The organism is Streptomyces sp. G7(2002), from assembly GCF_028870195.1.
GTDB lineage: Bacteria > Actinomycetota > Actinomycetes > Streptomycetales > Streptomycetaceae > Streptomyces > Streptomyces nigrescens.
Genome location: NZ_CP102609.1, coordinates 7,010,309 through 7,036,502, shown reverse-complemented (window position 1 = coordinate 7,036,502; position 26,194 = coordinate 7,010,309). Strand labels below are relative to the sequence as shown.

Below are 26,194 nucleotides of genomic sequence, written 5' to 3'. Positions count from 1 at the left end.
GACAGCCGGGTCCGTCACGGCATGTGGAGCGGATTGGGGACGGTGCCGTGCACGGCCGCGTGCGGGCGGTGGGTGCGGTCCCGGTAACCGTCCACATGCAGACGGTTGCGGTTCAGACACAGCCGCTCGATCCGCGGGGTGAGCAGGTCGAAGGTCTCGTGCCGCTCCTTGAGGGAGGGGAAACGTTCGTGGTGGCGCAGGACCTCCGCCCGTACGAGTGACCAGAACTCGGCCTCGGGAACGCCCAGTTGGTCCGCGCACAGCGGCGCGAGGTAGCGGAAGACGCCGACGAAGAGGCCGGAGTGGATGAACTGGGTGAGGAAGGCGGGCGGTTCGGTCAGCAGCACCGCCCGTACGTCGTCCGGCATGGAGTCGTGCTCCGGGAGCGGCCGGGAGCTGGTGTTGACGTCGTCGACGAAGTCCTTGACCGCGAGGCGGGTGGGGACGTCCTGCTCGTCGAAGACGACGATGGCGTTCTCGCCGTGCGGGGAGAAGACCGTGCCGTACCGGTAGAGGAAGTGCAGCAGCGGCGGCAGCAGCGCGGCGAACAGCCGGGCCAGCCAGGCGCGCGGAGCCAGACCCGAGCGGCGCACCAGCTCCGCGGTCAGGGCGCGGCCCCGGGGATCGGTCTGCAGCAGCGCGGCCAGGGTGCGGGCGCGTTCGCCGGGGTCCAGATGGCCGGTGACCGGCTCGCGCCAGATACAGCCGAGCAGCTCCTTGAACTGGTACGGGACGCCGGGCAGCCGGTCGTAGAGGGGGTGCTCGACGGTGACGGACGCGGTCTCGCCGAGCAGGATCACCCGGGTCTCGTCGCGCAGATAGGGGTCGGCGTCGCGCAGGCCGTGGACCCAGCGGGTGACGGCGGGCGCGGCGAGGGTGCGTTCGGTGGGAAGACCGCGCCAGACGAGGGTGTTGAGGATGGACAGCGGCAGCTTGACCGTCCGGGCCTCGGGCCGGCTGAGGTTGAGGAAGGTGCGGATCGACTGCTGCGGCAGGCGGAGGTCGTTGTCAGTGGGCAGCGCGATGATGGATCTGTCCGCGAGCTGTGGGGCGAAGAGGGGGGCGATGGTCTCGTCCCATTGCCAGGGGTGCACGGGGAGATAGAGGTAGTCGGCGGGGTCGAGGCCCTGGTCGCTGATGGCGCGGGCGAAGGAGTGCCGGGTGGCGGGGGCGAGTTCCTCGCCGTAGAGACGATCGGGGGTGGCGAGGGTGGGGATACCTCGGTAGTGGGCGATGCTGTGGTGCGCGGCGAGCCAGGGCAGGCGCCTGGCGGTGCGGGCCTCGGGGGCCCAGGTCGCCGCGTCGGTGGCGGAGAAGCCGAGCCGGCCCTTGTTGGCGACGAGCCAGGGATGGCCGGTCTGGTGGCCTTCGAGGGAGGCGTAGTCCAGGTCGGCGAGTTCGGCGGCGCTGAGCGCGCCGGCGTCGAGGCGGGTGTCGGCGGCGAGGGTGGCGGTCAGCTCGCGGATGAGGTGGCCGGTGGTGTCGCCGGACAGGCCCAGCACGGTGTCGTGGGCATGCGTGAGGAAGTGGAAGGGGTCCGTGTCCGGGGTGATCGAGTCGGGGTCGACGCGCCAGTGGCCGTAGGCGCCGCGTCGGGCGCGGAAGCGGTAGACCAGTGTGTCCGTGACCGGCAGGCGGTATTGCGGGGTGCCGTCGGGGGCGGTGCCGTCGGGCTCGGGGGTGAGGACTTCCTCGTAGGCGAACTCCGCCAGGGTCTTGGCGAACAGTCGGCGCGCGGCGTGCTGCCAGGCGCGGTGCGAAGGCTGGGGCTCAGGAGACAAGGCGGGACTCCTCGAAGCGGGACCGCCCCGGCTCGTACGGGGGACAACCGGGGCAGCGCGGTGGACGGCGGACCGGAGCGGGGCCGTCGGGGGACGGCCCCGGGGTCAGAGCAGGTGGCGTCGGGCCCGGTCGCGGACCATCAACGCCGCGCGTTTCCCGGGCAGTTCGATCTCGTCGGCGTAGCGGAACCCCGCACTCAGGAAGGCCGCGACGGAGGCGGTGTTGCGCAGATCGGGCTCGGCGATGACCCGCGTGCACCGCGGGCGGTGGTCGAGGACGAGATCGGCGGTGGCGCGCAGCAGTGCGCTGCCCAGCCCGCGTCCCCGGTCGCCGGCCCCGCCGATGAGCAGATGGAGACCGGTGTCCTGGGGCCGGGCGGCGTAGTGGCGGGCGAGGGGGTCGAGGTCGGCGCGATAGATCTCCCAGTAGCTCATCGGGACCCCGGCCAGCACCCCCAGGCAGGGCACGCTGCGGCCGTCGCCGTCGAGCTGGCCACGCAGATGGGCGGCGGTGGTCTCCGGCGGGCCCGCCAGCTCCCAGAAGGCCGCGACGGCCGGATCGTTCATCCAGCCCGTGATCCGGTCGAGATCGCGGTCCGGCCGGACGGGCACGAGCGCGAACGGCCCGGCGGGGGTGTCGGCCGCTCCCCAGCCCGCCAGATTGTCGAGCAACGGGCCGGAGGCCGGGGCGGGCGGGCGCCGGCCGTCGTCGGACAGCGCGCGGCATTCCGGCGGCAGCTGCCGGCCGAGGGGGTCGGCGGAGCTCAAGCTGAGGCCGGGGTCGGTGGGTGGCACGGCGACGCTCTCCTCTCGTGGCCGCGTGCCGCGTGGCCGTATGGGTCGCGGGGCGCCGGCGCCGGGGGCTGGATGCGGGGGTCTGCTGTCGTGGGTCGTGAGGGGCGGCTACGGGGCGAGGGGGCTGGGGAGGGTGACGTAGACGGACTGGGTCTCGACCGGGCCGACGAGTTCGTCCAGGCCGTGCAGCCGGGTCGCCAGATTGGCCTTGCAGCGCAGGGTGCGGGCGGCCAGCAGCTGCTCCGGGAGCGGCGAGCGGTGCGCCGGCGGGGCCGCGGCGGCATCAGCGAGGAACCGGCGGAAGGCGGCGAGCAGGATCTCCTCGCGGACCAGGCGCTGGGAGCCGAAGGCCCCGATGAGGCCGAGGACGTTGTTGATGCCGAGGTAGTAGGCGAAGCGTTCGTCGGTGACGTCGTCGGCGACGAAGGTGTCGCTGGCCGCGCCGATGCCGGGCAGCCGTCGTTCCAGTTCGGCGCGGCGCGAGGTGCGGAAGTAGTAGCCCTGGTTGTCGCGGTAGCGGCCGCCGACCGGCCAGCCGTCGGGGTCCAGCAGGACCACGGTGTTCTGCTGGTGGGCCTCCAGCACGATGCCGGCCGTGCCGTCGAGCCACAGCACGGGCCGTACGACCGCTTCGAGGTAGCGCAGGAACCACTCGGTGGCCACCGCGCCCAGGGGGCGGCCGGTGCGGGCGCTGAGCGTGCAGACGAGATCTTCGAGCCGGGAGCGCACGCCGGAGCGGCCCGGCCAGGGCCGGGGGGAGGTGAGGCCGGCGATGCAGACGGCGTCGTCGGTGGTGCTGAAGGGGTTGTGGCGGATGACGACATCGAGGCCCCGGACGGGTGCGCCGTCGAAGCCGTCGACGGCGAGATAGGCCGGGTCACGGACGATGTCGAAGCCGGGGTGCACGGTCTGCCACTGCTTGGCGAGGCCGGTGCGCAGCAGCCGGTGCACCTCGACGCCGCGGGCCAGTTCCTTACGGAGGTTCTCCCGCCGGGAGTTGGTGATGCGCAGCCCGAGGGAGAGCTTGAGCATGGCGTCCGCGTCAGGGCGATAGACGGTGCGGACGGAGGAAGTGGGGTGCCAGAGCGGGCCGTGGACGCCGAGGTCGTGCAGCAGACCGGCCTCGCGGAGGGCGGCGATGTCGGGGCGGTCGGCGAGTTCCCTGGCCTGCCAGGGGTGCAGCGGCAACGGCACGGTGTCGTCGGGGAGCCGGCAGCCGCCCCCGGCGAGGCCCCTGGTGAGCTGCTCGGCCGGTACGGGCTTGCCGCGCTCCGTCCAGGCGGAGTCGGCGGCCAGGACGGAGCGGTGCACGGCCATCCAGTGCAGCGGGAAGGCGCCGCGCAGTTCGGGCGAATAGGCGCGGGTCTCGGCCTCGGAGAGACCTTCGCGGCTCTTGGGTGTGGGGTGCAGCGGGTGGCCTAGTAGCAGGGACTGCTCGGCTTCGAGGAAGAGGGCGCCGTGGTCGTCGGCGGGCCGGGCGCGCCGGTCGGTGAGGAAGACGGCGACATTGCGGACGGAGTTGGCGACCCGGCCGACGAGTTCGGCCCCGTCGCCGTCCGGTGCCTGCTGCGGCACTCCGGCCGGCTCCGGCCGCTGCTCGCCGTCCGCCACGCGGTGCTCGCCACCGTCGGAGACCCGCCGGTCGCCGTGCGCGGCCTCCCTGCGCAGCAGCGCGGCGAGGGTGACGGCGTCCAGCGGGGCGGCGCCGGCCGGGGCGCCTTCGAGGGTGGGGGCGCCCAGGCGGTGCCAGCCCGTGGGGGACCAGTAGCGGACGGGGATGATCAGGGCGCTCGCGGCGGCCTGCAGCGGGAGGCGCAGCCGGCCTTCGGCCGGGTGGTGGGGGCCGCTCTCCCGGAGCCAGCAGCGCAGTAGGTGCTCGATGCCCGCGGCGTCGGCGGCGACCGCCGGATCCGGGTGGTCGAGCGGGTCGTGGTCACCGCCGCGGGCGCGGTCGGCGGGGCCGGGGGCGGGGGCGCCATGAGGAACGGCCCGGTCCGGGGCCTCGTGGGGCTGCTGGTGGCAGGTCTCGTCCGGGGCGCGCCGCTGCTGGCGCGGTACCGATTCGATGGTGCCCGCGCCCTGGTGGGCGGGGACGCGCTCGGCGGGCTGGCCGCCGTCGGGGCCGGGGCGTTCGTTCATGGGGTGGTGCCTCGCATTGTCGTGGGGGACGAGCCCGTCGGCCCGGGGGTGGTGCGGACCGCCGCCGTGAGGGCGTCGGCGAGGCGGTCGAGGATCGCGTCCGCCTGTTCGTCGGTGATGGTCAGGGGTGGCAGCAGCCGGACGACGGCGGAGTGGCGGCCGCCCAGTTCGACGATCAGGCCGCGGTCCAGGCAGGCGTCCCGGACGGCGGCGGCGAGCCCGGGGTCGGCGGGGCGGGCGCCCGTGGCGTCGGCGTCGGCGTCGCGGTCGACGAGTTCGACGCCGAGCATCAGGCCGCGGCCGCGGACCTCGCCGATGCAGTCATGGGCGGCGGCGAGGGAGTCGAGCCGGGTGAGCATCCGGGCTCCGAGCTCCCCGGCACGCCGGTCGAGGCCGTTCGCCCGGACGTAGGCGAGGGTGGCGGCCCCGGCGGCCATGGCGAGCTGGTTGCCGCGGAAGGTGCCGGCGTGGGCGCCGGGCTGCCAGGAGTCCAGTTCCTCGCGGTAGACGATCACGGCGAGTGGCAGACTGCCGCCGATCGCCTTCGACAGCACGATCACGTCGGGCACGATGCCGCTGTGGTCCACCGCCCAGAAGGCGCCGGTGCGGCCGACACCGGTCTGCACCTCGTCCACGATCAACGGGATCTGCCGGGCGGCGGTGATCTCCCGCATCCGCCGCAGCCAGCTGTCCGGCGCGGGGATCACCCCGCCCTCCCCCTGGACGGGTTCCAGGATCATCCCGGCCGGGTGGGGCACTCCGCTCTTGTGGTCGTCGAGCAGGCTCTGGGTCCAGCGCGCGGCGAGTTCGGCGCCGCGCTCGCCGCCGGTCCCGAAGGGGCAGCGGTAGTCGTACGGATAGGGCAGCCGGACCACGCTGGAGTGCTGTGCTCCCCCGGAGGCGGCGAGCGCCTCAGCGGTCATGCCGTGGTAGGCGCCGGAGAAGGCCATCAGACCGTCCCGCCCGGTCGCGGTGCGGACGAGTTTGAAGGCGGCCTCGACGGCGTCCGTGCCGGCCGGGCCGCAGAACTGGATACGGGCCTTTTCGGCCAACTCTCGGGGCAGCGTGGCGAAGAGCTCGGTGGTGAAGGCGTCCTTGACGGGCGTCGCCAGGTCGAGGACGTGCAGCGGCGCGCCGGAGTCGAGGACCGTGCGGATCGCTTCGAGCACCACCGGGTGGTTGTGGCCGAGCGCCAGGGTGCCGGCGCCGGAGAGACAGTCGAGATAGCGCCTGCCGTCGGCGCCCTCGATGGTGAGCCCGCGGGCGCGCACCGGGACGATGGGCAGCGAGCGCGCATAGGTGCGGGCAGCGGACTCACGCAGGGACTGCCGGCGCAGGATCCCTTCGTGGGCCGGTGCCGCCGGCACGGTTTCGGTCAACGCCACGGCAGTTGTGTCCTCCTGCTGGTGAGCTGCTGAAGGTCGCGGGCCCTGCGGGCGGCCCGGCCGTCCCCCGTCCGTACCAACGACGGCGGCGACGCGGGATCACGGTTGTCGCCAAGATCCTTGGCGGCCTGGAACCGGGGACCCGAGTACCGCCGTCCCCATCGTCACCGGCATAGTGGGGTGTTGCGCCGGGATCTTGAGGTTCATGACAAAGAACGGGACCGGCGCAGCATCAGCTCACGTCACACGGCTCAGTCCGATTCACCAGGGGGAACTCACCCATGCGATCCATACGTCGGCCAGTCCTGGCCGCCGCCGCTCTCACCGCCGTCATGGCGCTGACTGCCACCGGCTGCGGGCCGGAGGGCGACAACGCGGGCGCCAATCCCAGCCAGTCCGCGGCCCAGGACACCACGGGCGGGGGTGACTTCAAGATCCCTCAGGAGATCCAGGACAAGCTCAAGGAACACGGCGTCGACCTGGACAAGTGGAAGAACGGCGAGTGGAAGAACTGGGACCGGGACAAGTGGCTCCGCGAGGCCGGTGAGTTCATCAACCCGATCATCAAGGACTTCTGGGACAAGGACAAGATCGACAAGGTCAAGCCGCCCCAGGACCCCAGCAAGCCCGAGGACATCTCCGAGGACCAGGGCAAGACCGACCCGGAGCCCGCCGCCGTCCCGGCCCAGGCCGTCAAGACCCCGTACACCTCCACCGCCCCCGGCGTGGGCCTGCTGCTGTTCAGCACCCCGAAGGGCGAGTCGCGTTGCTCCGCCACCGTCGTCAAGGACCCGGCGCACCCCGGTAAGTCCAACCTCGTGTGGACCGCGGCGCACTGTGTGCACGCCGGCAAGAACGGCGGCTGGTACCGCAACATGATGTTCGTGCCGAACTTCAACAAGACCGGCGGTTCCGCGGGCCAGTTGAAGAACAAGCCCTTCGAGGACCGGGTCCCGTCGGGCAAGTGGTGGGCGGACGACATGGCGACGTCCCAGCAGTGGATCAAGGACGGCGGCGCCGTTCCGGGTGTCCCGATGGCTCCGTACGACTACGCGCTGATGCATGTGAAGCCGGAGCAGAGCACCGGCGGCAAGTCGCTGGAGGAAATGGCCGGCGGCGCCTACAAGGTCGACTTCAACGCCCCGGCGATGGCCAAGATCCCGAGCCTGACCGCGCAGGGCTACCCGGCCGAGCCGCCGTTCGACGGTGCGGCGCAGCAGCAGTGCACCGACAAGCCGACCCGGCTGTCGATGGACGCCAAGAAGCCGACCATGTACCGGATCGGCTGCACCATGACCGGTGGATCCTCCGGTGGCCCCTGGTTCGTCAAGGGCGCGGACGGCAAGCCGGTGCTGGTCTCCAACATGTCGATGGGGCCGCGTCCGGCCCGCTGGTCGGCCGGCCCGCACCTGGGCCCCGAGGCCAAGAGCCTCTTCGACAACATGAGCAAGAAGTGGGCGAGCAAGCAGTAGCCGCATGAGGTGGGTGGTGCCGGGACGGCGCCACCCACCGCGCCCATGGGCAGGACGAAGGCCCGCCCCCGGTCTCCCGGGGGCGGGCCTTGTGTCTGCTGCGGCGGGGCCGTCAGGCAGCCGGCACGAACGGCTGGAACTCGGCGGCCAGCTCCTCGTGCACCCGTGCCTTGAGGACCGTGCCGTCCGCGGTGTGCTCCTCGGAGATGACCTCGCCCTCGGCGTGGGCCCGCGAGACCAGGGCGCCCTGGGTGTAGGGCACCAGCACCTCGATCTCGACCTGCGGGCGGGGAAGTTCCTCGTCGAGCAGGGTCAGCAGCTCTTCCATGCCCTGGCCCGTACGGGCCGAGACGGCGAGGGCGTGCTTCTCCTGGCGCAGCAGTCGCTGCAGCACCAGCGGATCGGCCGCGTCGGCCTTGTTGACCACCACGATCTCGGGCACGTCCGTCGCGCCCACCTCGCGGATCACCTCACGGACCGCGGCCAGCTGCTCCTCCGGCACCGGGTGCGAGCCGTCGACCACATGCAGGATGAGATCGGACTCGCCGACCTCCTCCATCGTGGAGCGGAACGCCTCGACGAGGTGATGCGGGAGATGCCGGACGAAGCCGACGGTGTCGGCGAGGGTGTAGAGCCGTCCGCTGGGCGTCTCGGCCCGCCGGACGGTCGGGTCCAGGGTGGCGAACAGGGCGTTCTCCACCAGGACACCGGCGCCGGTGAGGCGGTTGAGCAGGGAGGACTTTCCGGCGTTGGTGTAGCCGGCGATGGCGACCGAGGGGACCTTGTTGCGCCGGCGTTCCTGGCGCTTGATGTCCCGGCCGGTCTTCATCTCCGCGATCTCCCGGCGCATCTTCGCCATCTTCTCGCGGATCCGCCGCCGGTCCGTCTCGATCTTGGTCTCACCGGGACCACGGGTGGCCATACCGCCGCCCGCCGAACCGGAGCCACCGCCACCCATCTGCCGGGAGAGCGACTGACCCCAGCCACGGAGCCGGGGGAGCATGTACTGCATCTGCGCCAGCGAGACCTGCGCCTTGCCCTCCCGGGACTTGGCGTGCTGGGCGAAGATGTCGAGGATCAGGGCGGTCCGGTCGACCACCTTGACCTTGACCACATCCTCCAGGTGGATCAGCTGGCCCGGGGAGAGCTCACCGTCACACACCACGGTGTCCGCCCCGGATTCGAGCACGATGTCCCGCAGCTCCAGGGCCTTGCCCGAGCCGATGTACGTGGCCGGGTCGGGCTTGTCACGGCGCTGGATGACACCGTCGAGCACCATGGCGCCGGCGGTCTCGGCGAGGGCGGCGAGCTCGGCGAGCGAGTTCTCCGCCTCCTGGACCGTGCCCGTGGTCCAGACGCCGACGAGCACCACCCGCTCCAGGCGGAGCTGCCGGTACTCGACCTCGGTGACGTCCTCGAGCTCGGTGGAAAGGCCCGCTACACGGCGTAGTGCGGCACGTGCCGAGCGGTCGTACTGGTCGCCGTCACGCTCCCCGTCGATCTCGTGGCTCCAGGCGACGTCCTCTTCCATCAGGGCGTTGGCCCGAAGGCTCTCGGGGAGGCGCTGCCGGTCCTGCGGAAGGGAAGAAGAGGAGGTCATTTGATCCTTCGCGTCGTTGGGAAGCCCTCACGGGGACCTCGCGGTCCCGCCGGGACTGTCGTCATGGCGGCCGTCGCGGTGGTCCCGCGGCCGTCGCTGGTGTCAACGTCCGAGCCGTCCGGGAGATTCCCGGGCCGGGCCGGTGCCGACCTGACGATGGTCCCACGGCCGGAAGGGGCCGTCACGCGGGTTTTCCGGGGTTTCCGGCGGCTCCCTTGGGTCCACCGGGGGTCGGGGCGACTTTCTTGGCCCCGTGGCCGGGGGCGGCACCCTTGGCCCCGGGCTTGTCCGCGCCCTTCCTGGGCGCCCATTGCGGATGCCCCGGCATCGGCGGCGTCCGGTCGCCGTAGAGCCATCCCTGGAAGAAGGCCGTGAGGTCCTCTCCGGAGATCTGGGAGGCCAGCTGGACGAAGTCGGCGGTGTCGGCCACACCGTCGCGGTGCCGGGTCACCCACTCGCGTTCGATCCGGTCGAAGGCGGCGGGGCCGATCTTCTGGCGGAGCGCGTAGAGGACCAGCGCGCTGCCGTCGTAGACGATCGGGCGGAAGATGCTGATCTTCTGTCCCGGGCTGGGAGTCTTGGGCGCGGCGGGCGGCCCGCCCTCGGCGCGCCAGCCGTCGGACTGCTCGTAGGCGTGGCGCATCCGGGCCTCCAGAGAAGCCCGGTGGTCGCCCTTCTCCTGGGCGTAGAGGGCCTCGTACCAGGTGGCGTGGGCCTCGTTGAGCCAGACGTCGGACCAGCGGCGCGGGCTGACGCTGTCGCCGAACCACTGGTGGGCCAGCTCGTGCACCATCACGGACTCGACGTACCAGGCGGGCAGATGGTCGGAGGTGAACAGGGCCTTCTCGAAGAGCGACAGGGTCTGGGTCTCCAGCTCGAAGCCGGTCCTGGCGTTGGCGATCAGCACCCCGTACGCCTCGAAGGGGAAGGGGCCGATCTTGCGCTCCATCCAGGACACATGGCCCGGGGTCTTGGCCAGCCAGTGCGCCAGCGCGGTGCGGTGCGCGGTCGGTACGACATCGCGGAGCGGCAGGCCGTGCGGCCCGTGGCGCAGCAGCACGCTGGACTTCCCGATGGAGACCTGCGCCAGCTCGGTGGCCATGGGGTGGGTGGTGCGGTAGGTCCAGGTGCGGCGCCCCGCGCGGGTGCCGGGGCGTAGGGGCAGCCCGTTGGCGACGGCGGTCAGCTGCTGGGGCGCGGTGATGTGGAAGGTGAAGAGCGCCTTGTCGGAGGGGTGGTCGTTGCAGGGGAAGACGCGGTGTGCGGCGTCGGCCTGGTTGGCCATCGCCAGCCCGTCGGAGGTGCGGATCCAGCCGCCGTCGTTCTTGATGCGGGGATCGCTGGTGTGCTCGACGGAGATCTTCAGCTCCTGGCCCTGGGAGATGTGGGAGGGCGGGGTGAGCACCAGGTCCTCGCCGTGCTGCTCGTGCCGGGCGGCCAGGCCGCCGATCTTCACGGAGCGTACGGCGCCGCGGGCGAAGTCGAGGTTGAGGTGGTCGAGCTCGCTGGTGGCGCGGGCGGTGATCTCGGTGGTGGCGTTCATCGGCCGGTCGTTGTGGCCGGAGTAGTCGAGGGTGACGTCATAGGACGTGACGTCGTAGCCGGTGTTGCCGAGGGTGGGGAAGAGACGGTCGCCGAGGCCCTGCGGCCCCACGGCCGGCGGCTCGGCCACGCCGAGGGTGACCAGGCCGGCCAGCCCGAGAGCGGCGGCCCGCAGGCCGGTCCGCCGGCCCCGCCTGCTCGGGCCACGGGGCAGGGCGGGAACGGGGCGGTCGGGATCGCGGGACGGACGGCGCAAGGGAAGGGACATGAACTACGGCTACCAACGCGGCCCCCTCCCCCGCGGGTGACGGGGCAAACGGCACCCGAACGGGCGGCGGATCGGGCACCCGTCTTACGCCGCCGGGCGGAGCAGCTTCCGACGGGCCGTCAGTTCCCGGTCCCCTGGGCCCTTCAGGGGCGCAGGGCCGCGGGCTGCCGGGCCCGCCCGGCACGCAACACATCGAAGACTCCGGGCACTTGACGCATGGCCCGCATCAGGGACGGCAGTCCGGCGGCGTTCGGCAGATGCAGCGTGTAGGTGTGGCGGACCCGCTGCTGCTGCGGGGGTTCGACGGCGGCCGACACCACGGCGGCGCCCTGGGAGGCGATGGCCTCGGTGAGGTCGGCGAGGAGATGCGGCCGGCTGAAGGCCTCGGCCAGGAGGGTGACCCGGAAGCCGTGGCCCCCCTGGTCCGCGCCGCGCCAGCGCACCCCGACCGGCGGCCGGCCGGTGGCCGCCATCCGCGCCACGACGGGGCACAGGGCGCGGTGCACGGTGACCGTTCCGCCGCGTACGGCGAAGCCGGTGACGGCGTCCGGCGGCACCGGGGTGCAACAGCCGGCCAGCCGGACCGCGGCACCGGGCAGATCCGCCACCGCGAGGACCGAGGCGGGGGCGGCCGGTCCCGCTCCGGGGCGGTCCGGTCCCGCGGCGCCGCGGTCGGCGGGAGGCGCAGCGCCGAACCCCTCGCCGGGGCCTGCCGGGCGGGCGCAGGACTCCCGCGGCCCGGCCAGCCACCGGGCGATGGCGAGCCGGGCGGCGGGGGTACGGACGTGCTCCAGCCATTCGGGCGAGGGGCCGGTGGCTGAGTCCGGAGCCATCAGCAGCTGCAGGCTGTCGCCGTCGTGCAGGACGGTGGAGAGGGTGGCGAGCCGGCCGTTGACCCGGGCGCCGATGCAGCAGTGCGCCGCCTCGCCGTGCCGTTCGTACGCGGCGTCCACACAACTCGCGCCGGCGGGCAGACCGATGACACCGCCCGTACCGCCGGACGGTCCGTCCGGCGGGGCGTCGGTGCAGAAGACGGTGATCTCCCGGTCCTGGGCGAGATCGTCGCGCAGCGAGGTCCAGAACGTGTCCGGGTCGGGGGTGGTGCGCTGCCACTCCAGCAGCCGGGAGAGCCATCCGGGGCGGGTCGGGTCGGCCCGCTCGCCCTCGGGGGCGTCCACGCCGTCCGTGGGGGCGTAGGGGTTGCCGAGCGCGATCACCCCGGCCTCGGCGACCCGGTGCATCTGGTGCGTACGGATCAGGGTCTCGGCGACCTCCCCGGACGGGCCGGTGACCGCGGTGTGCAGCGACTGGTAGAGGTTGAACTTGGGGGCCGCGATGAAGTCCTTGAACTCGGAGATCACCGGGGTGAAGCAGGTGTGCAGCTCACCGAGGACGGCGTAGCAGTCGGCGTCCTCGGCCACCAGCACCAGCAGCCGTCCCAGGTCCGCCCCGGTCAGCTCACGGCGCGCGAGGCGCACCCGGTGGACGGAGACGAAGTGCCGGGGCCGGACGAGGACTTCGGCGTCGATACCGGCCTCGTCGAGGACCGAGCGCACCCGCCGCGCGAGGGCGGCGAGCGGATCGGGCCGGGCGGTGTACTCCATGACCAGGGCCCGGGTGGTGGCGTACTCCTCCGGATGCAGGATCGCGAAGACCAGGTCCTCCAGCTCGGCCTTCAGCGCCTGGACGCCGAGGCGTTCGGCGAGCGGGATCAGGACGTCGCGGGTCACCTTGGCGATCCGGGCCTGCTTCTCGGGGCGCATCACGCCGAGGGTGCGCATGTTGTGCAGCCGGTCGGCGAGCTTGATGGACATCACCCGGACGTCGTTGCCGGTCGCCACCAGCATCTTGCGGAAGGTCTCCGGCTCGGCGGCCGCACCGTAGTCGACCTTCTCCAGCTTGGTGACCCCGTCGACGAGATAGCAGACCTCGTCGCCGAACAGGTCCCGCACCTGATCCAGTGTCACTTCCGTGTCCTCGACGGTGTCGTGGAGCAGGGAGGCGGTCAAGGTCGTGGTCTCCGCGCCGAGTTCGGCAAGGATGAGGGTCACCGCGAGCGGGTGGGTGATGTACGGCTCGCCGCTCTTGCGCAGCTGGCCGCGGTGCGAGGACTCGGCCAGCAGATAGGCCTTGGTGAGGGTGTCCAGGTCGGCGTCGGGATGGTGGCCGCGGTGCACCTTGGCGACGTGTTCGAGGGCGTGCGGGAGGCCGTCGCGCGGGGCCGGGCCGAGCAGCGCGGCGCGGCCGATGCGGCGCAGCCCTCTGAGTTCCAGTCGGCGGCGGCCGCGCTTGCGGCCCGCTGCTCCAGGATTACCAGGGTTAGTGGCCTCTGCGCTCATGGGCACCTCCGGCAGCGTCGACCGGCGGTGGAGCGCGTCAGTTCGGGCGTCCGGGCCGGTGCTTGATGCTACCGAGCCCATCACGCACCGCTGTCCACCTCTCGCTCAGCGTGATACGGATCACCCGTTCGAGCGAATCTTTTGGCCGGAACCGTTTCTCGAACAAGGCCCGGGAACAGGGAACGCCGCAGGTCGCGTCAGGCGAGGGCGGCGGCCAGCCAGGCGGCGTCGAAGGTGCCCTCGGCGACGATCTCGGCCGGGCCGGTCATCTCGACCGTGCCGTCGGGCTGCTCGGTGATCGAGAGGCTGCCGCCGAGCACATCGACCGTGTATGTGACGGGCACAGCGGTCTCGGCGGGGTCCAGACCGTCCCGGCGGGCGGTGGCGACGGCGACCGCGCAGGCGCCGGTGCCGCAGGAGCGGGTCTCGCCCGAACCGCGCTCGTGGACCCGCATCGCCACATGGCGCGGACCGCGGTCGACGACGAACTCGATGTTCACGCCCTCGGGATAAACCGACGCTGGGCTGAACGGAGGTACGGCCCGCAGGTCGCCGGCGTGGGCCAGATCCTCGACGAAGGCGACCGCGTGCGGATTGCCCATGTTCACGTTGCGGGCCGGCCAGCTGCGGCCGTCCAGGGTGACGACGACGCTCTCCTCGGGGAGTTCGGCGCGGCCCATGGAGACCGTGACATCGCCGGTCTTGGCGACGTGGACGCGGCGTACGCCGGCGCGGGTGGCGACGGCGAGGTCGCCGGCCTCGACCAGGCCGGCGTGCAGCAGATAGCGCGCGAAGACGCGGACGCCGTTGCCGCACATCTCGGCGACCGAACCGTCGCCGTTGCGGTAGTCCATGAACCACTCGGCCTCGTCGGCCTGGTCCTGGGCCTCGGGGTGCGCGGCGGAGCGTACGACGTGCAGCAGGCCGTCGCCGCCGAGGCCGGCCCGGCGGTCGCAGATCCTTGCGACGGCGGTGGCGGGCAGATCGAGCCGGCCGTCCGGGTCGGGGACGATCACAAAGTCGTTCTCGGTGCCGTGGCCCTTGAGGAAGGCGATGCGCTGCGTGCTGGTCACCCTTGCATCGTACGGGGAGGGCGGGCGGGGCGGCTGTAGGGGGCGTGGGGATGATCTTTATCCGCTCGGCGAGGTGCCGGGTCCTTGTGCATCCGCCGGGGGCTCGCCCTCATCTGCGCGTCCGGGGAGGTGCCCGGCCTCGTCCGCACCCGCACGGGGAGGTGCCCGGCCTCGTCCGCACCCGCACGGGGAGGTGCTCCGGTTCATCTGCGCCCGCCCAGGAGACGCACACCTATACCCGCCCACCCCCCGAAGGGGGGTGGGCGGCGGGGAACAAACGGGCCGTATGAAGCCGTATGAAAGAAGCCGTATGAAGGGGCGCTGCCTGAAACAGGAAAAGGGCCGCCCGAAAGCACGCGGCCCCTCGTGAAACCGAACGACCTCACGGCCGTCCGCCCGGCCCAGCCGGGCCACGCCTCAGCGCAGCCGGGCCACGCGCCAGATGGCCAGCGATGCCGGAATGGCCACCAGGACGGCGTAGATGAGCACCACGCGCCAGCCGACGCGACAGCCGGAACCCTGCGCGGGGAGACCGGGCCAGGTGTAGCCGACGCGGCGGGCGGCCATCATGCCCCAGCCCGCGGCGCAGCAGCACAGCAGCAGGCCGAGCATCGCGATCATCGCGCCGCCGTCGCCGCCGAGCTCGAAGGCAAGGGGGAAGGCGAACATCAGCGAGCCGAGGGCGGACAGTGCGACGATCGGCGCCAGCTGCCACAGCCGAAGGCGGCGCGGCGGGCGCAGCTCCCGGAAGGACTCGCCGCCCTCGCCGGGGCCGTCGGCTCCGGAGTCCGGGGCGTCGGAGTCGTCCAGGGCGTCGGGGTCGTCCAAGGCGTCGGTGAGCGGTCCGCTGCCGGCACCTTCGGCGCCGGACAGGCCGTCGTCGGTGTCCGGACCGTCATCGGTCAGGGGTGCCGTGTCGGCGCCGCTGTCCGGTTGCTGCGCTCCGTTGCGAGGGCCGGCCTCCATTGCCACGCGCCCTCCCCACTGCAGACTGCACGCCTCGATCGAAGGTCGATGATGACACGCCCTCAGGGGCCCGGATGACGGCCGGAGCGTCCCGATGCCATGACGTGATCAGGCTGTGACCGGTCGTTCGAGCAACGCCAGCGCCTGCCCCGGAAGTTCCCCCCGGTGCTCGGCGGCGCCGCTGAGCCAGTGGACCCGCGGGTCCCGGCGGAACCAGGAGTCCTGGCGGCGTGCGAAGCGCTTGGTGGCGCGAACCGTCTCGTCACGCGCCTCCTGCTCGGTGCACTCCCCCGCGAGCTGGGCGAGCACCTGCTGGTAGCCGAGCGCCCGGGACGCCGTACGGCCCTCGCGCAGCCCCTCGCCCTCCAGCCGGCGCACCTCGTCGACCAGGCCTGCCTCCCACATGCGGTCGACCCGCTGCGCGATCCGCTCGTCGAGCTCGGGGCGGGCGACGTCGACGCCGATCTGCAGGGTGTCGTAGACCGCTTCGTGGCCGGGGAGGTTGGCGGTGAAGGGGCGGCCGGTGATCTCGATGACCTCCAGGGCGCGCACGATACGGCGGCCGTTGCTCGCCAGGATCGCGCGGCCGGCCTCGGGGTCGGCGGCGGCCAGCCGGGCGTGCAGGGCGCCGCTGCCCGATTCGGCCAGTTCGGCCTCCAGGCGGGCGCGTACCTCGGGGTCGGTGCCGGGGAAGTCGAGCGCGTCGATGGCGCCGCGTACGTAGAGGCCGGAGCCGCCGACCAGGACCGGGGTGCGGCCCTCGGCGAGCAGCCGGTCGATCTCGGCGCGGGCCAGCCGCTGGTACTCGGCGACGCTGGCGGCGCGGGTCACGTCCCAGATGTCCAGGAGGCGGTGCGGAACGCCCTGCTGCTCCTCGGGCGTGAGTTTGGCGGTGCCGATGTCCATGCCGCGGTAGAGCTGCATGGAGTCGGCATTGATGACCTCGCCCCCCATGTGCTGTGCGAGCGCGACGCCCAGATCGGACTTTCCGGCCGCGGTGGGACCGACGACGGCGATGACCCGCGGAGCGGGAACGGCGGTGTTCACCCCGTCAGTCTCGCAAACATCACGCCCCCATCTCGAACGAGCGACGTGACGGGCCACCGACGACCTCGTTGCCTGTTGCGAGGTCCCGAGAGCCGGAGCAGCACCCGGCGCCCGCGGGCGGCGCAACGGTCCGCTCCCGGGCGGCCGGGGATTTCGCCATATGAAGAGCGTAGGAGCAGTTATGGGCGTGTTTTCGCGGTTTCGCCGCCGTAAGTCCGAAGCGATGACGGAGGAGAGCGCCGCTACGGCGGTGACGGCCGAGGCGGAGGAGCCGACGGCGACGGCCGTTTCGGCGGACGCCGTGGGCGCCGGGGAAAACGGGGACAACGGGGACGCCAACGACGCGGACGACGCCGAGCGCCCGGCAGCGGCCGAGGCCGAAGCGGAGGAGGCTGCGGCTCCGGAGGCGTCCGGTGACACGGCGGCGGGGGCGGCGGACGCCGGGGCGGCGCGCGCGGAGCAGGCCGGCGAGAGCGCCGGGATTCCCCGGCAGCAGTCGGCGGAGGCCGCCGCGGACAGCGAGAGCACCCGGCACCAGGCGCGCTGAGCGGAGCACCGCCACAACGGCCGCGGGGCACAGCTCCTCGCGGCCGTTGTCGTACCCGTCGTGCGGCCGCGCTACGACCAGGCCGCCACGAAGTAGCCCACGCCGTAGGGGGCTTCCTCGCGGAGCAGCCGGCCGCTCAGGCCCGCACCCTGCGCCGCACCCGCCAGGACCTGCCAGCAGGCCCGTCCGGAGGCCTGGAGGCCGGCGGCCGGCTCCTCGCCGAGCGCGGCCAGGGCGTCGGTGTCGGCGTCGCCCAGGGCGCGGGCCACCTCGGCGTCGAAGGCCTCGGCCCGCTCGTCGAAGTAGCCCGGCGCCTTGACCGTCCGGCAGGCGCTGCCGTCCCCCAGCACCAGCAGGGCGACCCGTGGAGCGGCCGCGGCGATCTCCTGGCCCATCGCGAGACAGCGGTCGCGGGGCAGCGACCGTGCCACCCCCAGCGCCTCCACGGGGGCGTCGTCCCAGTCCGTACGGGACAGCAGCCAGGCGCCGACGGACAGCGACGGCGGGAGTTCCCGGTCCGGTGCGGTCTCCGCGGCGCCCAGCGGCACTTCGAGGTCCACCCCGAAGCCGCGGAAGGAGCCGATGGCGCCCTGGGGATACGGGCCGCCGCCGGCCTCGTCGACGGGACCGAGGACGACCAGCCGGTCGGGACGGGCCGCCGCGAGCACGCCGATCGCGTCCAGACAGGCGGCGCGCAGCGCATCGAGTTCGGGCGCCGCCCCGGCGGCCACCTCCGGGACGAGCAGCGGCGGGCAGGGGCAGAGGGCGGCGGCTACGAGCATGACACGCAGCGTAACGCCCCTGGTGCGGGGCCGTTCGCCATGCCCTGCCGGCCGCCCGGTGCGGGCCGGGTCAGTCGCAGCCGCAGCCCGCGGCGGGCGCCGGGCTCGGCGCCGGGGCCCCGATGGTGGGCAGGCCCAGCAGCACGCCCTGGGGCTTCTCCGCAGGGGCGGCGTTGCGCTTCTCCCAGGCGTCGCCGGCCCGGGTGCGGCGGACCGCCTGGGCCGGGCCCTCCGCCAGGAGGTGGTGCGGAGCGGCGTAGGTGATCTCGACGGTGACCACGTCGCCGGGGCGGACCGGCTCGTCGGGGCGGGTGAAGTGGACCAGACGGTTGTCGGGGGCGCGGCCGGACAGGCGGTGGGTGGCCTCGTCCTTACGGCCTTCGCCCTCGGCGACCAGGACCTCCAGGGTGCGGCCGACCTGCTTCTTGTTCTCCGCCCAGGAGATCTCCTCCTGGAGGGCGACCAGGCGCTCGTAGCGTTCCTGGACGACGGCCTTGGGGATCTGGCCGTCCATGTCGGCGGCCGGGGTCCCGGGGCGCTTGGAGTACTGGAAGGTGAAGGCCTGGGCGAAGCGGGACTCGCGGACCGTGTGCAGGGTCTGCTCGAAGTCCTCCTCGGTCTCGCCGGGGAAGCCGACGATGATGTCGGTCGAGATCGCGGCGTCCGGCATGGCGGCGCGCACCTTCTCGATGATGCCGAGGAAGCGCTCCTGGCGGTACGAGCGGCGCATCGCCTTCAGGACGGTGTCCGAGCCGGACTGCAGCGGCATGTGGAGCTGCGGCATCACGTTCGGCGTCTCGGCCATGGCGGCGATCACGTCGTCGGTGAAGTCGCGGGGGTGCGGGGAGGTGAAGCGGACCCGCTCCAGGCCCTCGATCTTCCCGCAGGCGCGCAGCAGCTTGCTGAAGGCCTCGCGGTCGCCGATGTCGGAGCCGTAGGCGTTGACGTTCTGGCCGAGCAGGGTGATCTCGCTGACGCCCTCGGAGACCAGCGCCTCGATCTCGGCGAGGATGTCGCCGGGCCGGCGGTCCTTCTCCTTGCCGCGCAGCGCGGGCACGATGCAGAAGGTGCAGGTGTTGTTGCAGCCCACGGAGATGGAGACCCAGGCCGCGTAGGCGCTCTCCCGCCGGGTGGGCAGGGTCGAGGGGAACGCCTCCAGCGACTCGGCGATCTCGACCTGCGCCTCTTCCTGGACGCGGGCACGCTCCAGCAGCACCGGCAGCTTGCCGATGTTGTGCGTCCCGAAGACCACATCGACCCAGGGGGCCTTCTTGACGATGGTGTCGCGGTCCTTCTGGGCGAGGCAGCCGCCCACGGCGATCTGCATACCGGGCCGCGCGGCCTTCTTCGGAGCGAGCTGACCGAGGTTGCCGTAGAGCCGGTTGTCGGCGTTCTCCCGCACCGCGCAGGTGTTGAAGACCACGACGTCGGCGCCCTCGCCGTCCTTGGGAGCGGGGACGTATCCGGCCTCTTCCAGCAGGCCGGACAGCCGCTCGGAGTCGTGGACGTTCATCTGGCACCCGTAGGTGCGGATCTCGTAACTCTTGTTCACGCCCACTGCCTGACTCCGGTCGCTGCTGCTCATGCCACAAGGGTAGGCGGTGCCGGAAGTACCTCCCGACGCCGGAGGCCCGGGAGGGATCATCCGGCTCCGGGCACAGGAGAGCGGGGCGGGGGCCAGCTCACAGGGCCGGCACGAGGGCGAGCGGGGGTCCGCTCACAGGGCCAGCACGAGGGCGGCGCCGAGACCGCCGGCCACCAGGGCGAAGGCCGCGCTGCGCCAGCCGCCGTGCCCCCAGCGGAAGGGCCGGTCGAGCGCGAAGCGGCCGGGTCCGGTGGCCGCGACGGTCAGTGCGACGACGGCGATGGTCAGCGGATATTCGAGGCCGCCGGTCTCCGCCCAGAGCCCCTTGGGCGCGGCGAGAGCCATGGCGTTGATCATCACGCCGATCAGTGCGGCGGCTGCCAGGGGGGTGAGCAGCCCGGCGGCGAGGCCGAGGCCGCCGAGGACCTCCGAGGCTCCGGCGAGGCCGGCGAAGAAGGTGCCGGGGCGGTAGCCGAGGGCTTCGAAGCCCTTGCCGGTGGCTTCGAGCCCGTGGCCGCCGAAGAGCCCGAAGAGCTTCTGGGCGCCGTGGCCGGCCAGGATCAGTCCGACGGTCAGCCGCAGGAGGAGCAGCCCGGCATCGGCGGCGACCGGGGGCGGGTGAACGGCTTCGGACCGGGCACGGGTGTCGGGCCGCAGTTCGGTGGGCGGTTTCATGAGGTGTCGCTTCCCGCACCGGCGCGTCAGGGGGCCGCGGTGTGGGGCACCTGGCGCCGGTGCGCTCAGGGTGGGGGGATTCTGCGGGCGTGCGCGCCGCCGGGCGCGCGGTGGGGACGTGCCGGGTCCCCGCTGTGTGAGAGGTGAGGAGGGGCCGCCGCTGCCGCCGGAGCGGACCGGGCGCCACTTCGCCACCGTAACCCCTGCTGTTCTGCGTGCAAGCCACGGTCCGTGCCGCGGCGCCCGGCCTCTCCCCGAGCGAGAGCAGCAGGCGTCCGGCCGTGCCGCACACCGGCAGTCGGGAGAGCCGGCCGGGCCACGTGTGACATCACCGGACCGGCCCACCCCTCCCCTTCCCGGCGTGGTCCTGGCAGGATCCCGCCCATGGTCACAGCACTCCCCCGCACCGGCCGCCGGGCCGTCCAGTCGGCGATCGCGGCCCTGGTCGTCCTCGGGCTGGGACTGTGGTGGCTGATGTCGATGGGCACTACGCCCGCTCCCCGGGGACAGGTGACGCTGACGACGGGCGTGCCGACCGGCGTCTACGCGCGCTACGGGGAGCTGCTGAAGCAGGATCTGGCCCATGACCTGCCGGAGGTGGATCTGCGGCTGGCCCGCAGCGAGGGCTCGATCGACAATCTGCGGCAGCTGGTCGCCGGGCGCGCGGATTTCGCCATCGCGACGGCGGACGCGGTCGCCGAGTACAAGGTGCGGGGCGAGCCGGGCGCGGACCGGCTGCGGGCCTGCGCGCGGCTGTACGACGACTACATGCAGCTGGTGGTGCCGAAGGGCTCCGCGGTGCGCTCGACGAAGGATCTGCGCCGGCTGCGGGTGGGGGTCGGGGCCGACGGCTCCGGTGTCCAGCTGATCACCCGGCGGCTGCTGGAGGCTGCCGGCCTGGACTTCAACAAGGACATCGAGCCGGTGCGGGTCGGCATCGACCGGATGCCGAAGCTGCTGGAGCAGGACAAGCTGGACGCGTTCTTCTGGTCCGGCGGACTGCCGACGACGGCGGTGCAGCGGCTGGCGCGGCGCTTCCCGGTGCGGCTGGTCCAGCTCGGCGATCTGAGCGAGGCACTGCACCGCCAGGGGGAGCGCACCCGCTACTACCGTGCCGCGGTGATGCCTGCTGATGCCTATCCGATGGCCCAGGGCGGGCAGGCGGTGAAGACGATCGCGGTGGCGAATCTGCTGGTGACCACGGACCGCGAGGACGCGGCACTGACCGAGGGCATCACCCGGACCGTCATCGACAGCCGGGACTGGATCGGCCGCCAGGTGCATGCCGCGCAGAAGGTGGATCTGCGGACGGCGGTGTTCACCGACCCGCTGGAGCTGCACACCGGTGCCCGGCGCTATTACGTGTCCCAGAAGCCCTGAGACGTCCGGCCCCGGGCCGGAGGGGTGCCCGCGAACGGACCGGGGCCCGCACCGGACGTGCCGGTGCGGGCCCCGATCGCGGGACGCGAGGTGCGTCAGGCGGCGACGATGTTCTCCGCCTGCGGGCCCTTGGGGCCCTGGGTCACGTCGAAGGTGACCTTCTGGCCCTCGAGGAGCTCACGGAAGCCCTGCGCGGCGATGTTCGAGTAGTGGGCGAAGACATCGGGGCCGCCGCCGTCCTGCTCGATGAAGCCGAAGCCCTTTTCCGAGTTGAACCACTTGACGGTGCCGGAAGCCATGTTTTTCTCCTTCATGGGGCAAGCCGGAGACCACACTGCGCGGCCTCCTCGTCGCCGAGATGATTGCCCCACACCGGAACAGGTCCGGATAACAAGGAACGCCCGGGGCTTCCAGCCACCGGGCGCGCACAAAGTTCATGGGTACCACAACTGCAACGCCGTTCACGTTAGCACAGTCGGCCGGGCTGTCCAGCGCCCCGCACGGCTCCCCTCACGGCTCGGTGCGCGGCACGGTGACGGTGACCTTCAGGCCGTGCGGCGGGTGCGGGGCATAGGCGATGGTGGCGCCGCCCGCGGTGAGCAGGGCACGGGTGATCGACAGGCCGAGTCCCGAGCCGGAGACGTTCTGGTGCCGGCCGCTGCGCCAGAAACGGTCACCGACCCGGGAGAGCTCGTCGTCGGTGAGGCCGGGGCCGCGGTCGGCGACGGTGACGTGAACGAGCTCGCCGTCCGGTGCGACGCCGACGGTGACCGGACGGCCCTCCGGCGTGAACTTCAGGGCGTTGTCGATCACGGCGTCCAGGGCGCTGGAGAGGGCCACCGGGTCGGCCCAGCCGGTGACGGCGCTCTGCCCCTCGTAGGTGAGGCCGACGCCCTTGTCGTCGGCCAGCGGGCGCCAGGAGTCGACGCGTTCGGCGGCCAGCGCAGCGACATCGGTGAGCTGGAGGTCGGCGGCGGTGTGTTCGGCGAGGGCCAGATCGAGCAGATCGTCCAGGACCCGGGCCAGCCGTTTGCCCTCGGTGCGGACCGAGGCGATCTCCGCGTTGCCGTCGGGGAGTTCGAGGGCCAGCAGCTCGATCCGCAGCAGCAGTGCGGACAGCGGGTTGCGCAGCTGGTGGGACGCGTCGGCGACGAAGGCGCGCTGCTGCTCCAGGACGTCCTCGACGTTGTCGGCCATCTCGTTGAAGGAGCGGGCCAGCCGGCGCAGTTCGGGCGGGCCCGCGGTGGCGGCGACGCGGGCGTTCATCCGGCCGGTGGCGATGTCGTGGCTGGCCGCGTCCAGGACCCGTACGGGCCGCAGCACCCAGCCCGTGAGGCGGAAGGCGGCGGCGACGGCGACGAGCATGGCCGCGCACTCGCCGGCCGCGATCAGCAGCCAGCCGCGCAGGACATGCGCACGCATCTGGTCCGTGGGCGAGTCGGTCATGACGACGGCGACCACATCGCCGTCGCGGATCACCGGTGAGGCGACCGGGATGCGGCCGGTGTCGTCCCAGGGCCAGACCTGGTGCGGGTCATGGCTGCGGCGGCCGGCCAGCGCCTCGCTGAAGGCCCGTGCGGCCTCACCGTCCTGGGGTACCGGCAGACCGGCAGGTGCGGCGGCCATGGGGGTGCGATCGCGGTAGAAGACACCGGCACGTATGCCGTAGAGGCCGTAGTAGCGCGCGAGCTCGGTACGGAGGGTGGCGCGCCGCTCGTCCTCCTCCGGGGTTTTGTTCCGGGCGTCCGCGTCGGGACGGGCGGTGACGAACTGGGCGAGGGAGGCGAAGCGGGCGGCGTCGTCGATCCGGTCGACGACCACTCGCTGCTGCTCCACCCCGGCGGTGATGACGCCGAGCGGGATGCCGAGCGCGAGCAGGACACCGGCCATGAGGACGATGAGAAGCGGGAGGAGTCGGGTGCGCACCTGGTCGCGGCGGCCTTCAGGAGGCCGGGGCGGCGGACGTCCGCACCCCCGGGCCGGCGGCCGGGACGACCAGGCGGTAGCCGACGCCGCGCACCGTCTCGATCAGTGCGGGCATGCGCAGTTTGGCGCGGAGTGAGGCGATATGCACCTCCAGCGTCCGGCCGGTGCCCTCCCAGCTCGTGCGCCACACCTCGCTGATGATCTGCTCCCGGCGGAAGACCACACCGGGGCGCTGGGCGAGCAGGGCGAGCAGGTCGAACTCCTTGCGGGTGAGCGGGACCGCGGCACCGTCCACCGACACCTGGCGGGTGGAGAGTTCGACGGTGACCGCGCCCAGACACAGCGCCTCCTCGGCGGTGCCCTCCTCGGCGGGCTGCTCACCGCCCCCGGGCGCCGTGCGCCGGCTCACCGCGTGGATACGGGCCAGCAGCTCACCGGTGTCGTACGGCTTGACGACATAGTCGTCCGCGCCGAGGTTGAGCCCGTGGATGCGGGAGCGCACATCGGACCGCGCGGTGACCATGATGACGGGGGTGGCGCAGAGCTTGCGGATCCGGCCGCACACCTCGAAGCCGTCCTGGTCGGGCAGCCCGAGGTCGAGCAGCACCACCGCGAACGGCTCCGCGTCGTCGGGCAGCAGGGCCTTGAGCGCGTCCTCGCCGTTGCGCGCGTGCACGACGGCCAGGCCGTGCTTGGCGAGCACCGCGGACAGGGCCGCGGCCACATGATCGTCATCCTCGACGAGCAGCAGTCTCATCAGGCCTCCTCCCGGGTGCGTGCGTACAGGCCACAGGGCATCTACGGCGATAGGAGGCCTACGCGTCAAGAGGCGGCCACCTCCGCGCCGCCATCCGTTACCCAGCCGGTACGCCCAGGACACCACCATGGCGGTGTGTCCACCGCGGGAGCCGCGCCGCGCACACGGCCGTCCCGCCGCAGCCGGATCGTTATGCTCAAGTTCCCCTCAGATGTAATGACGCTGGTCGAAGGGCGTTACTAGGGTCCTCCCCAACCGAGGAGGACGGAGCTACACGCCGATGAGCGAAGTATCGGTGACCAAGAACGCCGAGGGTCCCGCGCCGGCAGGGGACCAGCTGGTCGTGCTGGACAACGTGAACAAGCACTTCGGCGCGCTGCACGTGCTCCAGGACATCGACCTGACGATCAACCGCGGCGAGGTCGTCGTCGTGATCGGGCCTTCGGGCTCCGGCAAGTCGACGCTCTGCCGCACGATCAACCGCCTGGAGACCGTCGACAGCGGCAGCATCGCGATCGACGGCAAGCCGCTGCCGCAGGAGGGCCGCGAACTGGCCCGGCTGCGCGCCGATGTGGGCATGGTCTTCCAGTCCTTCAACCTTTTCGCGCACAAGACAGTGCTCGAAAACGTGATGCTGGGCCAGATAAAGGTCCGCAAAACAGACAAGGCGGAAGCCGCGAAGAAGGCCCGCGCCCTGCTCGACCGGGTCGGTGTCGGCACCCAGGCGGACAAGTACCCCGCACAGCTTTCCGGCGGTCAGCAGCAGCGTGTGGCGATCGCCCGCGCGCTGGCGATGGACCCGAAGGTGATGCTGTTCGACGAGCCGACCTCCGCGCTCGACCCGGAAATGATCAACGAGGTGCTGGACGTCATGCAGCAGCTCGCCCGGGACGGCATGACGATGGTCGTGGTCACCCATGAGATGGGGTTCGCGCGCTCCGCAGCGAACCGGGTCGTCTTCATGGCGGACGGCCGCATCATCGAAGAGGCCGAGCCGAACCAGTTCTTCAACAACCCGCGCAGTGACCGCGCGAAGGACTTCCTGTCGAAGATCCTCCATCACTGAGGCCGCAGTTGGGCCACCATCATTGCCAACACCTGTTGAACCAAAGGATGTTCACCATGAGGATTCGTAAGACGGCTGCGGCCGGTGCGGTGGTGCTCGCGCTGGCGGCGACGGCGACCGCCTGTGGCGGCGAAAAGGGTGCGGCGGGCGACAAGCCGGCCGGCGGCGATGTCTTCAGCGGCAACTACAAGGTCGCCTCGGCGCCGAAGATCGACTCGGCGGTCCTGAAGAAGGCGCAGAAGGCCAAGAAGATCGTCATCGGCGTCAAGGCCGACCAGCCGTTCCTGGGGTTCAAGGACACCACCGGCAAGTACTCCGGCTTCGACATCGAGATCGCCAAGATGGTCGCCGCCGACCTCGGCTTCTCCGAGAAGCAGATCGAGTTCAAGACGATCGACTCCAACGTCCGTGAGACCACCATCTCCAACGGCCAGGTCGACTACTACGTCGGTACCTACACGATCAACGACGAGCGCAAGAAGCAGGTCGGCTTCGCGGGCCCGTACTACACGGCCGGCGCGGACCTCCTGGTGCGCAAGGACGAGAAGGAGATCACCGGACCCGACACCCTCAAGGGCAAGGAGGTCTGCTCGATCGTCGGCTCCACTCCGCTCCAGGAGATCAAGAAGAAGAAGTACGGCGCCAAGACCAGCGAGCAGTCCAAGTACTCGGACTGTGTGAAGTCCCTGCTGGACGGCCAGGTCGACGCGGTCACCACCGACGACGCGATCCTCAAGGGCTACGCCGCACAGCGCCCCGAGAAGCTCCGGGTCGTCGGCAAGTCCTTCACCAAGGAGCCTTACGGCGTCGGCATGAAGAAGGACGACAAGGCCCTGCGCAACGCGATCACCGATGCGCTGGAGAACCACATCAAGAACGGTGACTACAAGAAGGCGTACGACGGCACGCTCGGCAAGTCCGGGTCGAAGTTCGTCGCCCCGGAAACGCCGCTGCCCCGCTACTGAGGCGCTCGCGGACCGACCGGACTCTGCCGCCCCGTACGCCCGCCGCGGCGGGCGTACGGGGCGCAGTGCCTTCGCCCGCCGCTGACTCTTTTCCCGCCGTCGAC

General features: G+C 72.2%; 21 protein-coding genes. 5 read left to right on the top strand and 16 right to left on the bottom strand.

From position 1 onward, the window contains the following. Positions 1-14: 14 nt before the first annotated feature. The 4 genes from NUT86_RS30020 to NUT86_RS30005 form a co-directional block, all read right to left on the bottom strand. On the bottom strand, positions 15-1,781 hold the full coding sequence (locus tag NUT86_RS30020) for an IucA/IucC family protein (RefSeq protein WP_274738446.1): 1,767 nt from the start codon (positions 1,779-1,781) through the stop codon (positions 15-17). A 105-nt stretch (positions 1,782-1,886) separates the two neighbouring features. Continuing rightward, positions 1,887-2,576: a GNAT family N-acetyltransferase gene (locus tag NUT86_RS30015; protein WP_274738445.1), complete on the bottom strand. Its 690-nt coding sequence runs from the start codon at positions 2,574-2,576 to the stop codon at positions 1,887-1,889. 108 nt (positions 2,577-2,684) lie between these two features. Continuing rightward, positions 2,685-4,715 carry an IucA/IucC family protein gene (locus NUT86_RS30010; protein ID WP_274738444.1) on the bottom strand — a complete coding sequence of 677 codons (2,031 nt, stop codon included), beginning with the start codon at positions 4,713-4,715 and terminating at the stop codon, positions 2,685-2,687. Further along, on the bottom strand, positions 4,712-6,100 hold the full coding sequence (locus NUT86_RS30005) for a diaminobutyrate--2-oxoglutarate transaminase family protein (RefSeq protein ID WP_266446049.1): 1,389 nt from the start codon (positions 6,098-6,100) through the stop codon (positions 4,712-4,714). The genes NUT86_RS30010 and NUT86_RS30005 overlap by 4 nt, the downstream gene beginning before the upstream one ends. 281 nt (positions 6,101-6,381) lie before the next feature. Here NUT86_RS30005 and NUT86_RS30000 point away from each other — a divergent pair, with 281 nt between their 5' ends. Next, positions 6,382-7,572, top strand: coding sequence for a trypsin-like serine peptidase (locus NUT86_RS30000; protein ID WP_093641383.1), 1,191 nt, complete (start codon positions 6,382-6,384; stop codon positions 7,570-7,572). A gap of 112 nt (positions 7,573-7,684) precedes the next feature. Here the strand turns inward: NUT86_RS30000 and hflX are convergent, their stop codons facing one another. From hflX to miaA, 6 genes are all read right to left on the bottom strand, one after another. Beyond that, a complete protein-coding gene (hflX, locus tag NUT86_RS29995) occupies positions 7,685-9,172 on the bottom strand; it encodes a GTPase HflX (RefSeq protein ID WP_018092907.1) in 1,488 nt (495 codons plus the stop codon). A 181-nt stretch (positions 9,173-9,353) separates the two neighbouring features. Beyond that, entirely contained in the window at positions 9,354-10,982 is a 1,629-nt protein-coding gene (locus tag NUT86_RS29990; protein ID WP_266446055.1) for a M1 family metallopeptidase, read from the bottom strand. Positions 10,983-11,125: 143 nt separating this feature from the next. Further along, positions 11,126-13,321, bottom strand: a complete 2,196-nt coding sequence (locus NUT86_RS29985) for a RelA/SpoT family protein (RefSeq protein ID WP_274738443.1) — start codon at positions 13,319-13,321, stop codon at positions 11,126-11,128. 197 nt (positions 13,322-13,518) lie between these two features. Then, positions 13,519-14,394, bottom strand: a complete 876-nt coding sequence (gene dapF / locus NUT86_RS29980; RefSeq protein WP_018092911.1) for a diaminopimelate epimerase — start codon at positions 14,392-14,394, stop codon at positions 13,519-13,521. 417 nt (positions 14,395-14,811) lie between these two features. Beyond that, a complete protein-coding gene (locus NUT86_RS29975) occupies positions 14,812-15,360 on the bottom strand; it encodes a hypothetical protein (protein WP_274738442.1) in 549 nt (182 codons plus the stop codon). Positions 15,361-15,468: 108 nt separating this feature from the next. Beyond that, positions 15,469-16,407, bottom strand: a complete 939-nt coding sequence (miaA, locus tag NUT86_RS29970; protein ID WP_266446066.1) for a tRNA (adenosine(37)-N6)-dimethylallyltransferase MiaA — start codon at positions 16,405-16,407, stop codon at positions 15,469-15,471. A 187-nt stretch (positions 16,408-16,594) separates the two neighbouring features. On the opposite strand from miaA, the gene NUT86_RS29965 reads away from it, so the two are divergent. Beyond that, positions 16,595-16,954 (top strand): hypothetical protein, encoded by a 360-nt coding sequence (locus tag NUT86_RS29965; protein WP_446750789.1) that lies wholly within the window; start codon positions 16,595-16,597, stop codon positions 16,952-16,954. Positions 16,955-17,025: 71 nt separating this feature from the next. Here NUT86_RS29965 and NUT86_RS29960 read toward each other — a convergent pair whose 3' ends face one another. From NUT86_RS29960 to NUT86_RS29950, 3 genes are all read right to left on the bottom strand, one after another. Then, on the bottom strand, positions 17,026-17,736 hold the full coding sequence (locus NUT86_RS29960) for a class III extradiol dioxygenase subunit B-like domain-containing protein (RefSeq protein ID WP_109892905.1): 711 nt from the start codon (positions 17,734-17,736) through the stop codon (positions 17,026-17,028). A gap of 70 nt (positions 17,737-17,806) precedes the next feature. After that, a complete protein-coding gene (gene miaB / locus NUT86_RS29955) occupies positions 17,807-19,321 on the bottom strand; it encodes a tRNA (N6-isopentenyl adenosine(37)-C2)-methylthiotransferase MiaB (RefSeq protein ID WP_037743273.1) in 1,515 nt (504 codons plus the stop codon). Between the two features lie 132 nt (positions 19,322-19,453). Continuing rightward, positions 19,454-19,996 (bottom strand): DoxX family protein, encoded by a 543-nt coding sequence (locus NUT86_RS29950; RefSeq protein ID WP_274738440.1) that lies wholly within the window; start codon positions 19,994-19,996, stop codon positions 19,454-19,456. A 384-nt stretch (positions 19,997-20,380) separates the two neighbouring features. On the opposite strand from NUT86_RS29950, the gene NUT86_RS29945 reads away from it, so the two are divergent. Beyond that, positions 20,381-21,376, top strand: coding sequence for a TAXI family TRAP transporter solute-binding subunit (locus tag NUT86_RS29945; RefSeq protein ID WP_274738439.1), 996 nt, complete (start codon positions 20,381-20,383; stop codon positions 21,374-21,376). Between the two features lie 95 nt (positions 21,377-21,471). Here the strand turns inward: NUT86_RS29945 and NUT86_RS29940 are convergent, their stop codons facing one another. From NUT86_RS29940 to NUT86_RS29930, 3 genes are all read right to left on the bottom strand, one after another. Beyond that, positions 21,472-21,675: a cold-shock protein gene (locus tag NUT86_RS29940; RefSeq protein ID WP_006602702.1), complete on the bottom strand. Its 204-nt coding sequence runs from the start codon at positions 21,673-21,675 to the stop codon at positions 21,472-21,474. Between the two features lie 211 nt (positions 21,676-21,886). Continuing rightward, positions 21,887-23,302 (bottom strand): sensor histidine kinase, encoded by a 1,416-nt coding sequence (locus tag NUT86_RS29935; protein ID WP_148590066.1) that lies wholly within the window; start codon positions 23,300-23,302, stop codon positions 21,887-21,889. A 16-nt stretch (positions 23,303-23,318) separates the two neighbouring features. After that, complete coding sequence (locus tag NUT86_RS29930; protein WP_018092920.1) at positions 23,319-24,059, bottom strand: response regulator transcription factor; 741 nt, start codon at positions 24,057-24,059, stop codon at positions 23,319-23,321. Between the two features lie 280 nt (positions 24,060-24,339). On the opposite strand from NUT86_RS29930, the gene NUT86_RS29925 reads away from it, so the two are divergent. Further along, complete coding sequence (locus tag NUT86_RS29925; protein ID WP_018092921.1) at positions 24,340-25,125, top strand: amino acid ABC transporter ATP-binding protein; 786 nt, start codon at positions 24,340-24,342, stop codon at positions 25,123-25,125. 56 nt (positions 25,126-25,181) lie between these two features. Continuing rightward, a complete protein-coding gene (locus NUT86_RS29920; RefSeq protein WP_026170224.1) occupies positions 25,182-26,090 on the top strand; it encodes a glutamate ABC transporter substrate-binding protein in 909 nt (302 codons plus the stop codon). Positions 26,091-26,194 lie beyond the last annotated feature (104 nt).